Annotated in this window: 9 protein-coding genes; 1 reads left to right on the top strand and 8 read right to left on the bottom strand. The window is 51.1% G+C overall.

Going from position 1 to position 14,303, the window contains the following annotated elements:
• Positions 1 to 9: 9 nt before the first annotated feature.
• The 8 genes from D6694_12485 to D6694_12520 form a co-directional block, all read right to left on the bottom strand.
• Positions 10 to 1,674 carry a hypothetical protein gene (locus tag D6694_12485; GenBank protein RMH38392.1) on the bottom strand — a complete coding sequence of 555 codons (1,665 nt, stop codon included), beginning with the start codon at positions 1,672 to 1,674 and terminating at the stop codon, positions 10 to 12.
• 37 nt (positions 1,675 to 1,711) lie between these two features.
• Entirely contained in the window at positions 1,712 to 3,358 is a 1,647-nt protein-coding gene (locus tag D6694_12490) for a phosphoethanolamine--lipid A transferase (GenBank protein RMH38393.1), read from the bottom strand.
• Between the two features lie 49 nt (positions 3,359 to 3,407).
• Positions 3,408 to 4,826 carry a dihydrolipoyl dehydrogenase gene (gene lpdA, locus D6694_12495; protein RMH38394.1) on the bottom strand — a complete coding sequence of 473 codons (1,419 nt, stop codon included), beginning with the start codon at positions 4,824 to 4,826 and terminating at the stop codon, positions 3,408 to 3,410.
• 66 nt (positions 4,827 to 4,892) lie between these two features.
• Entirely contained in the window at positions 4,893 to 6,515 is a 1,623-nt protein-coding gene (gene aceF / locus D6694_12500; protein RMH38395.1) for a dihydrolipoyllysine-residue acetyltransferase, read from the bottom strand.
• A 16-nt stretch (positions 6,516 to 6,531) separates the two neighbouring features.
• Entirely contained in the window at positions 6,532 to 9,204 is a 2,673-nt protein-coding gene (aceE, locus tag D6694_12505) for a pyruvate dehydrogenase (acetyl-transferring), homodimeric type (GenBank protein ID RMH38399.1), read from the bottom strand.
• Positions 9,205 to 9,387: 183 nt separating this feature from the next.
• Positions 9,388 to 10,101, bottom strand: a complete 714-nt coding sequence (locus D6694_12510) for a hypothetical protein (GenBank protein RMH38396.1) — start codon at positions 10,099 to 10,101, stop codon at positions 9,388 to 9,390.
• Between the two features lie 89 nt (positions 10,102 to 10,190).
• Complete coding sequence (gene ampD / locus D6694_12515) at positions 10,191 to 10,733, bottom strand: 1,6-anhydro-N-acetylmuramyl-L-alanine amidase AmpD (GenBank protein RMH38400.1); 543 nt, start codon at positions 10,731 to 10,733, stop codon at positions 10,191 to 10,193.
• A 40-nt stretch (positions 10,734 to 10,773) separates the two neighbouring features.
• On the bottom strand, positions 10,774 to 13,191 hold the full coding sequence (locus D6694_12520) for a DUF1631 domain-containing protein (GenBank protein ID RMH38397.1): 2,418 nt from the start codon (positions 13,189 to 13,191) through the stop codon (positions 10,774 to 10,776).
• A gap of 167 nt (positions 13,192 to 13,358) precedes the next feature.
• Between D6694_12520 and nadC the strand changes: the two genes are divergently transcribed.
• On the top strand, positions 13,359 to 14,243 hold the full coding sequence (gene nadC, locus D6694_12525; GenBank protein ID RMH38398.1) for a carboxylating nicotinate-nucleotide diphosphorylase: 885 nt from the start codon (positions 13,359 to 13,361) through the stop codon (positions 14,241 to 14,243).
• Positions 14,244 to 14,303: the final 60 nt, after the last annotated feature.

Here is a 14,303-nt window from a genome sequence, read left to right on the forward strand (position 1 = left end):
CCGTTTTTGTTATTTCTTCGTTTTAGACGGCTCATTCAATTTAAACAGCTGGGCCAAATTGGACGCGCCGCCGAGGATGGCCGCCGCCGCATTCAAAGAACCCTTGCTCTCGCCACCCACATAAATCACGGGCACCTTGACGATGTCCGGGTTGGCTTTGGCGACCTCCAAGAACTCTTTGAGCATCTGCAACTGCATAACGCGATCTTCACCCAAAACACGGGCCTGCGCTTTCTGACCTTCGGCAATTTGCATCAACTTAAGTTTCTCACCCTCGCCCTCTAATTTGAGCTTGTCGCGGTTATGTTTGGCCGCTTCCTTGGCGATTTCAGCCGCCACCAGCACCGCTTGTTGATCAGCTGTCGCTTTTTCACGTTCGCGCGCGATACGCTCTTTTTGAGCTTCTCGTTCACGCGCGTAGGTGGCTTTCAATTGGTTGGCGAGTTGTTCTCGCAAGGTGGCGACCATCAGCTCAGGGGGAATGGCCGGCTCTCCTAAACGCACTTCCATTAACGTGACACCCGCCTTGGCCGCTTCGACGCGCAAATGACTTTCTAAGCGTTTGGCAATACCATCGCGATTGTTCACGAAATCGAGTACTTTGGACGTCCCGCCGATGGTGCGCAACATATCGCGGATCAAAGGCGTAATGACTTTATCCTTGACCTCATTGATGCCACCGATGCCAGCGACAATACGCGGGGCGCTGGCTGGCTCGACATAAGCGAGCACGCGCACTTCGACCGGTACCGTCCAGCCTTCCACTCGGACATTAATGGCCGGTCCGGCTGCGGTATCCGGCACATCCACGCTTTCTTCGACGAAAGACTGGTGAATCTTGCCATCTTCGCCCACTTCCAGTTTAACGTCCCGCTTTGTATAACCGCCCTTGTATGTCCACACTTGCGCTCTGGTCGGCACAATGGTCGGTTTGTATGCAATCGGGTTAATGTAATGAATTCCCGTCGTCAACACGGTGTCCCAAACTCCAGGACAGCCCTTGGGAACCAACGGCACGACAAACGGACTGTCATCGCTGGCTTTTACCTTGGATGTGTCCGGACAATCATCGCGTTCCTTCACTGCTGAACGAATGACAGCCACCTGTCCAGCTTCGACCACCAACGCTGGCTTGAGTTGATACTTGAACAAATAATGATTGAAACGGTAGCGGCCCGGTGGCAAAACTGTAAGCTGTGGTCCCTTCTGGCCGCGTCCTTCGGTCAGGAAATAGGTCGCATCCAACATTTCCATTTTCTTGTCTTCTGGCCAGGCATCCGCGAACACCTGACCTGGGCGTAACATGGCGCCATCACGCGCGTGCAACAATAAGACATTATTGGGTGGCACTTCGACCACCGGCTTCATTTCAATGTCATAAATCACTCGCCCAAAAGGAATAAAGTGATACCCAGGGCCAAGGATCTCGGCCTGAGGGCCTTTTTGTCCCGCCAAACCGATGATACGCCCCTCAGGTAAATCGCTCGCAAAATAAATTCGTTTCAGGTGGCCAACCTCATCTTCGCCTACCCAAACGGAAGACATGGTCACCAGCACAACACTCGCGCCCACAAACGCCAGTGCACTCACCATGATGCGCCGAATGCCCGCCAAATTTTTCAGGGCAAACAACCCAAACAGCACCAAAACCACGAATAAAATAAGAAAAATCATTGACGCCTCCTCCCGAAGAATATTGTCCCATCACCCGCTACTGACCAATCCGACACGCAGCAGTTACATCCAAGTCGCTATCATATACGTCAGTTTCAATAGACATAAGGCCAAGCAGACTGTGGGACACAACATCATGTGTCAGCCGTCGTTTTATCGATTGGGCAAGACATTGACGCGATACACCATGAATCCGTTGGAACGACTCGGATAACCACCAAATCATTGGCACCCGTTTTTGTTCGTCAGGCGCCATAAAATAGGGTAATCCATGTAAATACACACCATTCTCACCAAGTGACTCCCCATGATCGGAGACATAAAACACCATGCTCGGTCGATTGGGATAATTTTGTTCAACCCACTCGATCACTTTATTGATAAAAAAATCGGTATAAAGAATTGTGTTGTCGTATGCATTCACGACCGCCTGTTGCGAGCACTTCTCCAGTTGATTGGTGCGACATTCAGGCTGAAACTTCGCAAAGTTGGGCGGGTAGCGCCGATAGTAGGAAGGACCGTGACTGCCAATGGTATGCAAAACAATCAATGTTGGGGCATTGGCCTGATTGATCCAGTCAGACAAACCATTCAATAACACTTCATCATAACAACTTGTGGCAGAGCATTTGTCCCGGGTGCCAAATTCCTTGTAATTCTGAAATGCAACCCGATCACAAATATGTTTACAACCAGTGGAATTATCCCGCCACAAAACGCGGTAACCGGCTCGCTTGGCGACGTCCAACACATTTTCTTGATATCGCGCGGTCTCAACGTCAAACTGGTCACGCGTCAGAAAACCGAACATACATGGCAAAGAATGCGCTGTATCAGTACCACACGACCAGACATCGTCAAAATTGATGAGGCTGTTCTGTCGCATTGTCAATTCTGGGTTGGTCTGGCGCGCATAGCCATTCAGCGAGAAATGATCACGCCGGGCAGTTTCGCCGGCGATAAAGACAATCAGTGGCGGTTGTTCATCCGACCAGCGTTTGTCCAGCGCGACATTTTTAGCCACCTGCTTAAACACTGGGGGATGCCTGAACTTCTCTTGCCAGTAGCGCGCGGTGTAATACACCACATTGGTTGGCGTGGCCATAAAGCGAATTTCTTTATGATTGCGAAATAGCGAAGAGATGCCATCGAATTGGACCATGATCGCAAGCACCATTGCCACGAGCCCCCAAGCCGTCCCGAACACGCTGCTCAGCCAAGGCCTTTTTCCCCAAGACAGGTCAAGGCGCCAAATCCCCCAAACCGGCAACACGAAGGTCACAAGCGCCCACCACAGCATATTGAGGTTGAGCAAATCCAAGGCTTCACGCTGATCCGTCTCGAACACGTTCCGAATCATGGCTTGATCGATGACAACATGGTAATGGGCCATGAAATAGGCCACCGACGCAGCCAGCAAGGTGAGTAATGAGCTCCAGACCTTAAACAAGCCTGGCCATGAACCAAGCGCCAACAGCAAGCGAAAAGTGCCCCACAATATCACCGCGAACGCGAAAACGCTGCCCCAGGCCACTCCTCGTGCCAGGCCAATCTGGTAAAGATGTTGCCACAAGGTCGTGTTAAAGACTGTCAACCAGTAAAGCGCAATAACATGCGCTAAATTGATTGGGTTACGTAACCACTGGTGCAGCTTTTGTGCGATCTCTGTCGTTGACATAGCCATATTCCAGAATGAATAGGGCGGCCTAAGCCGCCCAATCGTAATGTCTCGCTTACTTTTTGCGTTTCGGTGGCAAGTCAGTACAAGTGCCTTCAAAAAACTCGGCACAAAGTCCGACCGATTCAGAGAGGGTCGGGTGAGGATGGATGGTCAATGCAAGGTCTTCGGCATCACAGCCCATCTCCACCGCCAAGGCAATTTCAGAAATCATCTCGCCAGCATTGATGCCAACGATGGCGCCGCCAAGCACACGATGTGTTTTGGCATCAAAAATCAGCTTGGTGAAGCCTTCTGTGCGTGAGACGCCAATGGCACGTCCGCTGGCAGTCCATGGGAACTTGGCTGTCTCAATGGCAATGCCTTTCTCTTTGGCTTCTTTTTCGGTGATGCCAACCCATGCCACCTCCGGATCCGTATAAGCAACCGACGGAATCACGAGAGGTTCAAAGAAGTGCTTCTTACCGGCAATCACTTCTGCGGCGACATGGGCTTCGTGTGTCGCTTTGTGCGCCAGCATTGGCTGACCAACAATATCACCAATGGCAAAAATATGCGGCACATTGGTTCGCATTTGTTTGTCTACCGGAATGAAGCCACGCTCGTCAACCTGCACACCCGCCTTGTCGGCATCAATCAGATCGCCATTCGGACGGCGCCCAACTGCAGACAAAATCTTGTCATAGCGCTGCGGTTCACTGGGAGCATTTTTGCCTTCGAAAGTCACCCAAAGGCCATCTTTCTTGGCTTCCACCTTGGTGACCTGAGTCGAGAGCATAATCGCTTCATATTTCTTGCTGATGTACTTGTGCAGCACATTGACCACGTCTTTGTCGGCTGCCGGGATTAACTGATCTGCCATTTCGACAACCGAGATCTGGCTGCCAAGCGCGTTATACACAGTCGCCATTTCCAGTCCAATAATGCCCCCGCCAAGACACAGCATTCTCTGTGGTACATCCTTGAGCTCCAACGCAGTGGTCGAATTGAGGACACGCTCATCTTTCGGCAGGAACGGCAATTCCACTATCCGAGAGCCGGCCGCAATAATGGCATAGTCAAAACGAATGGTCGTCTTGCTGCCATCTTCGGCTTCGACCACTAAAGTGTGGTCATCGGCAAAACGACCATAGCCCTGGACAACTTGCACTTTGCGCATCTTGGCCATCGCCGACAAGCCGCCGGTTAACTGCTTGATAACGCCTTCCTTATAGGCCCGGATCTTGTCAATATCGATCTTGGGCACACCAAAATTGACGCCATGTGCGCCCATCTCGGCCGCTTCGTCAATCACCTTGGCAACATGCAACAGCGCTTTTGACGGGATACAACCGACATTCAAACATACACCACCCAAGGTCGCATAGCGCTCAACAAGCACCGTATTGAGGCCCAAATCTGCCGCACGAAATGCCGCAGAATAACCTCCAGGCCCAGCGCCCAACACCACAACCTGTGTCTTAATTTCGCTCATTTTCTAACCCCTTTTCTTAACAAATTTTGCACGTTTCCAAGGGCGTGCCCAAAATTTTCCTGCATTTTACAGCAGAATGCGACGAATATCTGCCAGCACGCTCGACAAATGTGTGATAAAACGAGCCGCCACAGCACCATCAATGACTCGATGATCATAGGATAGCGACAAAGGCAGCATCAATCTTGGTTCAAAAGTCTCGCCATTCCATATCGGTTTCATCTGGCTTTTGGATACCCCTAAGATTGCCACATCAGGCCAGTTGACAATTGGCGTAAAGGCCGTACCACCGATGCCGCCCAGTGAAGATATGCTAAAACAGCTGCCCTGCATGTCTGCAGGTGACAACTTGCCTTCCCGGGCTTTTGCGCTGACATCGGCCAGCTCCCGCGCCAAGTCATACACCGACTTTTGATCGACATTGCGAATCACGGGCACCACGAGACCATTCGGAGTATCCACGGCCACCCCGAGATGGAAATATTTTTTAAGGATCAAGTGTTCACCGTCGTCTGCCAATGAAGCATTGAAGGTCGGAAAGGCTTTCAACGAACAAACCACTGCCTTCATAATAAATGCCAATGGCGTCAAGCGAATCCCTTCCTTGGCCGCTTCGGCTTTCATCGACTGGCGAAATGCTTCCAATTCCGTAATGTCAGCCTCATCATGCTGCGTGACATGAGGAATGGTGATCCAATTTCGGTGTAAGTTAACACTTGAAACTTTCTGAATGCGGGACAATGGCACCTGCTCGATTTCGCCAAATTTGGAATGATCCACTTTTGGCATCTCAGGCATCGCAAAACCACCTGTGGTGGCTGTGGCTTTGGGCCGTGCCAACTCTTCTTTGACAAAACGTTGTACATCTTCTTTAACAATCCGCCCCTTGGGTCCAGTTCCCTGTACACGCGTCAAATCAACCCCAAGCTCTCTCGCAAAACGGCGAACAGCAGGTGAAGCGTGCACCACTCCCTTCCTTGTGGGCTGATGCAATGCAGGGCGCTCCGGAACAGGTGGTTTCGGCACTCGGGGAGATACAGGGGAGCTCGGCGTTTGCTCGACCACGGTGGGGGCTGCCTCTGCCGGTGTGTCGGTGGTTTCAATTTCACCGATGACATCGCCGCTGTTGACCTTATCTCCCACCTGAACCGACAACTTGACAATTTTGCCCGCCAACGGTGACGGCATTTCCATCGTCGCCTTCTCAGACTCCAAGGTGAGAATGGGATCATCTGCCGCCACAACATCCCCTTCCTTGACCAGCACCTCGATCACTGCCACGTCCTGCACATCGCCAATATCGGGCACACACAACGGTTGCCGGGCCGTAGCGCCCCGTTCAAGCGCTGGTGCTTCCGAGTTTGGTTCCGTCGGCAACGCATTTGAATGTGTCGTGGTATTTTCTGCGCTCGCTTCAGGCGCAGGTGTGGCCACATCCGAAGCCTCTGAATCATCGATTTCCAATCGCAAAATCGGCACGCCTTGCGACACCTTGCTTCCCACATCGACGAGTATTTCTTTAACAATGCCAGCCTGCGGAGAAGGTACCTCCATGGTCGCTTTATCCGACTCCAACACCAGTACCGGCGTGTCAACATCAATGTGGTCGCCTACTTTCACCGGAATTTCAATGACATCGACCTCTCCGACATCACCAATATCCGGTAACGGGATTTCTTTGACAGCCATGAATCATCTCCCCCTATTAAACAGTGGCCGGATTAGGTTTGTCCGGATCAATGCCGTACTTCTTAATGGCGGCACTCACTGTCTTGCGCTCAATATCGCCTTGCTGCGCCAAGGCCGAGAGGGCGGCCACCGTAATATAGTACCGATCAACTTCAAAGAAACGGCGCAAATTCGCTCTCGAATCGCTTCGACCAAAGCCGTCTGTGCCAAGTGTAATGTAGGTGCCTGGCACCCAAGGACGAATCTGGTCAGCAAAAATCTTCATGTAATCGGTCGATGCCACCACTGGGCCACCCCAGCGCTTCAAACATTTCTGCACATAGGCCTCACGCGGCCGGGATTCTGGGTGCAACATGTTCCAGCGATCTGTTTCCAAGCCTTCGCGCCGCAATTCTGTAAATGAGGTGACGCTCCATACGTTTGAAATAATGCCCCAGTCTTGCGCCAACAACTCAGCCGCGGCCAAACATTCGCGCAAGATGGTGCCGCTGCCAAGCAACTGAACCATCTCACCTTTTTTGGGTTTCCGCTTTTGCGTCCAACCCTGTTTGAGCAGGTACATCCCTTTAATAATCCCTTCTTCAGCCCCCTCGGGCATTTCCGGATGGGGGTAGTTTTCATTCATCGTCGTGATGTAATAAAACACGTTTTCCTGCTCTTTCACCATGCGTCGCAATCCCTCGCGTATGATCACGGCGAGCTCATAGCCATAAGTTGGGTCATAGGACACACAGTTCGGAATGGTTGATGACAGTACATGGCTATGACCGTCCTGATGTTGCAGACCCTCCCCGTTAAGGGTGGTTCTCCCGGCCGTTGCCCCGATCAGAAAACCGCGCGCCTGAATATCGCCAGCAGCCCAGGCCAAATCACCAACGCGCTGGAAACCAAACATGGAGTAAAACACATAGAAGGGAATCATCGGCAAGTTATTGTTTGAATAGCTTGTCGCCGCCGCTATCCAAGATGACATGGCGCCAGCTTCATTGATGCCCTCTTCAAGTATTTGTCCCTTCTTATCTTCTCGGTAATACATCAATTGATCAGCGTCCACCGGCCGGTAAAGCTGGCCAACCGAGGAATAAATGCCATACTGCCGGAACATGCCCTCCATGCCAAAAGTGCGTGCCTCATCCGGAACGATGGGCACAACGTTGGCCCCGATATTCTTATCCTTCATGAGGGTGTTGATAATTCGAACCAGCGCCATCGTGGTGGACATTTCTCGGTCACCCGAACCTTTATAGAGCGCCTCGAAGGCATCACTCGGTGGCACACCCAACGAAATGCTGCGCCGACGGCGACTCGGCAGATAACCACCGAGCGCGGCGCGGCGCTCGCGCAAATATTCGAGTTCTGGACTATTTTCTGCGGGCTTGTAATAAGGCACTTCAGCTAGCTGACTATCGGGAATTGGCACATCGAAACGATCACGGAAGTAACGGATCGCCTCCATGTCGAGCTTCTTCACTTGGTGGGCAATATTTTTCCCCTCGCCGCTCGGGCCCATACCATAGCCCTTCACGGTTTTGGCCAAAATTACAGTCGGCTGTCCCTTGTGATGAACGGCCGCATGGTAAGCGTTATACACCTTGTGCGGATCATGCCCCCCACGGTTCAAGCGCCAAATGTCTTCATCTGACATATTGGCAACCATTTCTTTAAGTTCAGGATACTTACCAAAGAAATGCTCGCGCGTGTATGCCCCACCTTTCGCTTTACAGTTCTGATATTCGCCATCGACCGTTTCTTCCATGACTTTGAGCAGTAGCCCTTTGGTGTCCCTTGCAATCAGCGGGTCCCAGTATCGCCCCCAGATCACCTTGATGACATTCCAGCCAGCACCGCGGAAATCTGCTTCCAATTCCTGAATAATTTTTCCGTTACCGCGTACGGGGCCGTCAAGCCGCTGAAGATTACAATTGATGACAAAGGTCAAATTATCCAGTTGCTCACGGCCGGCGAGTGAAATGGCGCCGAGAGATTCCGGCTCATCCATTTCGCCATCACCCATAAATGCCCAAACACGGCGATTAGTTGTGTCAGCCAATCCACGGTTATGCAAATATTTCAGAAAACGTGCCTGATAAATCGCTTGGATCGGCCCCAAACCCATCGATACCGTTGGAAATTGCCAGAAATCTGGCATCAACCAAGGATGCGGGTATGAACTTAACCCCTTGCCGTCCACTTCTTGACGGAAATTATCTAATTGTTCCGCGGTCAACCGTCCTTCGAGAAAGGCGCGTGCATAAATTCCAGGGGCGGAATGCCCCTGAATATAGACAAGATCGCCACCATGTTTTTCGTTAGCGGCATGGAAGAAGTGATTAAACCCGACGTCGTACAAAGTGGCTGCCGAAGCAAAGCTCGAAATATGTCCACCAAGCTCAAGATTCTTTTTACTGGCTCTAACCACCATCGCCATGGCGTTCCAACGGATAATCGAGCGCAATCGGCGCTCCATGGCCTGATCACCTGGCATCGCCACCTCTTGGGACGGAGTGATGGTGTTCAAATAGGCCGTGGTCATTTTATACGGCAAATACGCGCCGGAACGCCGCGCCTTATCGATAAGTTTTTCAAGTAAAAAATGAGCGCGTTCAGGCCCCTCTCGTTCAAGCACTGCCTCCATGGCATCCAGCCATTCGCTGGTTTCAATCGGGTCAATATCAGTTTGCTGATCAATGCTCATGCGGTTCCCCCTGTTCACCACAGGCCAATGCCTACAGAAAGTGTAGTGCCGAATTCGAATTTGTCAGATCTGGCAATCGTGACAGCTCGGCCCGTTGACAAAATTGGGCACAGGATAACAGGTGGACTGGCGACAACAGGTCTGACCAGGCTATTTTGCTTTATTTTTATATAGCATCTAGAAAATGGACACAAACGCCAGAATCACAAGCAAGGCTAACAGTGCGCGACGGTTGAGGGCAGAACGCTGTATCTGCTGTTCAGGCGCAGTCAGTTCGTCCCACAGCGGTTCAAGCGCCGCGATACTTCCACGTTCGACCAATTCTTCAGCCTCACCATCACGAGGCAACGCCAATCCTTTTGCCATCAAAAAATGCATGCAAGTATGGAAATTTCCTACTAAGGCATAACTGATGACGACGACTCGCGCTGGCACCCACAAAACCCACGGAATCACGACTTCCGACACCTGAGTCCAAACCGCCTGACTTTGACGTGTTAACAACAAACGTACAGAAACAAGCCCCAAAATACCAAATACCCCATAAAAGAAGACACAGCTGACCAAACGAAGCACTTGTGCCGTATCCATGTCCTCGTCAAAGCCAATCGGCCCCAGTGCCACCGTCAATACCAACACATGAAGAAGCAGCAGCGCCAATAAATGGTTTCCAGAAATTATTTTGACCAATGCGGCCACCACGACCGCCGTACCCAAAATTGTCAGGCTCCAGCCAGCAACGCCTCGCCCCCATGATTTTTGCGCTAACCCTTGCCAGCAATAGTCAACCCAGCGTTCCCACAACTCAACCACCTGTTCGGCCAATTGAGGATATGCCTGTTGCCACCAATAAATGGCGAGCGTGGCAAAAACCAATGCGACAAAAGTCATTGTTCACCCCTTACCTCTATTATCTGTTGCTTATTGGAACACGACAGCGCAACGCAAACAAGATGCGGACGAGAATTGGGACATGGCGGTTACTTTCGGCAAATCTGCCTGAGGTAATATGGCCAATCGAAAAAAGGCCCTGGATCCGTCTTCCGGCCCGGTGCAATGTCGCTGTGGCCTACGATACGTTCCGGCACGACCATCTCGTATCGACGCATTATGGCCTTGGTCAACGCCACCAGTGCGTCGTACTGCACCGACTCAAAAGGTGCGTCATCGGTGCCCTCAAGCTCGATACCAACCGATCGGCTGTTACAGTCTGGATGACCAAGGTAGGTCGATTCCCCAGCATGCCACGCCCGATCTAACGTGCTGACAAATTGGACGACCTCGCCATTTCGACGAATAAAAAAATGAGACGATACACGCAAGTCCTTTATTTCTACAAAATATGGATGCGCACTCTCATTCAGAGTGCCGAGAAAAAATTGCTCAACAAAGGGGGTGAGATAATGCCGTGGTGGCAAGCTAATGCAATGAATGACCACCATATCAACAAGACCTGTCATGCGCACATTAAAATGCGGGGAGGGCACATGTCTCGCCCCTTGGCACCAACCATCTTCTTTTATGGTGAAACCAACCTGCCTTTCCAAGTCACGTTGACCAAGTCTATGTGTATTCTTCACTTTTTGACTTAAGTGCCCGGAGGTTAGCAATGACTGACTCTAACGCACGGTCAAATAAGGCGCCATCTTCCAGCGGACGCATTTCGCCTCTGCGCATGGCAATGGCAAGCCCGGCTCTGGTGTAATCAGCGACCTTGGTTCCGGTTCGACTGACGAAAACATAGCGATCCACAGTTGGGATAATGGCAGCAAGTTTGCACCGTGTTTTGTTGCCGTCTCGGGTCATTTCAAACCATGTTCCGGACCGCAACAAATCGACCTCCATGAGATATTTATCGTCCTCTGGCAGGCTCGCAACCTCACCCGTCATACCCTCAATGTCCGACAGTTCAATTTCTTCAACGACAGCGTCACCTGAAGGCAAATCATCCTCTGAGGTCGATTCGCTCAACGTTGTCGCCACAGTTTCCGGTGCGTGTTCAAGGTCGTGGTCGAGAATTTCTTCAACGCTTTCCATTCTCTTCAAATCTTGTCCAAGCCCGGCCTCTCTGTCAGTTTCAACATTCCTGTGATCTGCCTCCTGGTCTGCCAACCTTTCCCCACCTTCACTCTTCGGCGCACTTGTTTGCGACTTAACTGGCGCAAGGTCTTCGCCTTTAAGCACCCTTAAGTGCAATTTTTCGAGCTGATGCAATAGTTCTTCTGACTCAAGCTGGCCAAAAGAGGCAGCCTCTAGACCGGAGCGTATTTTTTGAATGAGGTGCGGCAGTCGAGCGGTGAGCGTTTTTCGCCCTTCTAAACTTTGTGGCGGTGTGAGCGACATCAACAGATCCTGGACAACGGCGACGGCCTGTGACCAATGCGCACTGTCCGGCCCTTCCTTCAGATACGCCAAGAAAAGCACATTTTTCCAACCATTGAACAGCAACCGACGAACAGCCTCGGGCAATTCCCGACCGGCGATGCACTCATGGAGTGTCCGCATGACTTCACGCTTGGCCAACTCTGCTTTAGCCCGGCCTTCCTCGGCTTGTTTTGTCCGTTCTTCAATTCGTTTCGCTCGGCGCTCGAGCTCATCCATGAAAGCCCGAAATTCCTCTAGTAACTCTTCGAAGATAGACGTATCGTCATCGAACTCTTCAAGAATCCGATTGACAATAGCCTCCATTTTTGGTTTCAGTCCGCCGTTTTGGCCAGCTCGGGCAGGATCCCAGCCAAGCCCCGCTTGTGCCATTTCATTCAGTAATTTCCGCGCGGGGTGGTTGGATTTTGAGAAAAACGTCTTGTCGATAATGGCGACCTTAAGCATCGGGATCTGGAGGCGACCGATGATGGCTTTCATCTCATCGGGCAGGTTCTTATCGCCAAGAATAAATTCAAACAGCATGGCGATGACGTCAATGACATCTTCATTGACCTGACCGAGTGCGACTGGTTGACCACCCGAAACTGTCGGAAGCACTTGACCGATTTGCTGCCTTAGTGCCTGTGGTGACGTAATGACTGGCGCCTGTGCTTGTACCGAACCTAGTGCGCTAACCAGCGTATCGGCGTCAATCGCAACGTTTTGCGATGTCTGTGAATTACCCACCGGACTATTCTCGGATGACATCCCAGCCGAGCGACGAGCCACCGTCAATAGTTCGTGCAATGCCTCAAGGATCTCGCTGCTTTCGTGCCCCTCACCACCGGCATCGTTCGTAACGTGCCGGGCTCTATCGGATGAGCCTTTAGACGACCTATGTGATTGGCGACGTTGTGGTGCGGCCATCGCCAAGTCCGGCAAGATTCCATGTTGGGCAAGATATTCGTTGAGTTCGGCGTACAAATCACCAAGCGTGACCATCACCATACGTTCGAAAAGTTTATAGACCACTAATTTCGCACGGATCTCAAGCTCAAGACAGCTCGCCGCTTGTCGAAACGCATTGGCGATGGCCACTGGATCGACAGGATTATTCTCTTGCGTGACTGGGATATGAGTGACAACCGCATCCATACGACGCGTCAACGCTTCTAACTGTTCTTTACAATCAGCGCGCACTTTTTTGACCATGTTTTCCACGGCCAAATCTTCTTCAAGCTGTTCCTCCTGAACCAGCTGTAACTGGTCGACCCTGATTCTTTCAAGGTTGTTGTCTTGAGTGGCTTCCGTGTCGGAATGCGTCGTCAATTCGTCAAACTTTTCCTCAAGCCGTCGGCGAAATGCACTTTCGACTGCCTTTCGTTTAATACGAAGGGCGCGCATAGAGTCAAAGTATTGGGTTTGATCTTTGTCGTTACCGGCACGTTCCGCCAAATCAAACAGGTGGTCATCTGCGCCACTAAGCATACGTGCCAGACTATCCATCAAATAGGCGACGGCCTTATCTCTTACTTGTATTAACAACTTGGGTAGACTCCTAGACCTAGTCGAAACAAACTGCGTATCCTTATCCGTAATAAACGATTGACGCTTCATGATATCACCGCTTGTGATCGCCTGGCCAGATGAAGAACCTTCACTTTCTCAAAATTGTAAAGATAAAACAGTGACCGTGTTAACAGTTACCGGGGCATGGTGGCGCTTCCAAACTTGAATAAAGCCCAGTATGATTGCGCCATACTGTTCATGTGAAGACTTCGACTATGCACCCCAAATTGACTGCCAAATTGCGTCGCTATGACTGGCCAAAAATTATTTCTGAAAACGTCCATATTGCCCTGCAAGAGGATCTTGGTCCAGATACTATTGATGTGACCGCGCAACTCATTGATGAGCATGCTGAATTTACGGCCGATCTTTGGGTGCGCGAATATTGTCGCCTGGCAGGTCAAGACTGGTTTACTGAAAGTTTTCGACAAGTGAGCGAGGCTGTCTGCGTCGAATGGTATTATCAAGACGGAGATGACATACCGGCCAATTCCCATGTTGCTACCGTCACAGGTCCAGCTCGCGCGATTCTCACGGCTGAACGAACGGCAATCAATTTTCTACAAACCCTTTCCGGCACGGCGACCCGGACGGCCAATTGGCAGAAAAAAATCGCACAACAGCATACGGTACTCCTCGATACTCGAAAAACTATCCCAGGCTTGCGATTTGCACAGAAATACGCGGTATTTTGCGGTGGCGGACAAAATCACCGAATTGGGCTTTTCGATCAATTTCTGATCAAGGAAAACCACATCGCCGCCGCCGGAAGCATTGTCAAAGCCATAGACAAAGCCAGAAAACTCGCACCCACACTTAAAGTCGAGGTCGAAGTGGAGAATTGGGAGGAGTTTCAGGCAGCGGTGGAAGGAAAAGCAGACATTATCATGCTCGATAATTTTACACTTGACGACATCAGGCGCGCTATCCACTGGCTTTCAGAGCAGGACATCACGCCCCGTCCAATGCTCGAAGCGTCCGGGAACATCAGCGAAGACAATCTTGCCGATTATGCAGCAACAGGTGTGGATTACATATCGAGCGGAGCATTAACCAAGTCAGTCTCTGCCATTGACTTTTCGTTGCGTTATCGCACGTAAGACCGTCATTGCGTTCACGAAAACGCGAGGAAAGGCAGCACCAATTCACCAACAGAAATA

This window comes from Gammaproteobacteria bacterium, from assembly GCA_003696665.1.
GTDB lineage: Bacteria > Pseudomonadota > Gammaproteobacteria > Enterobacterales.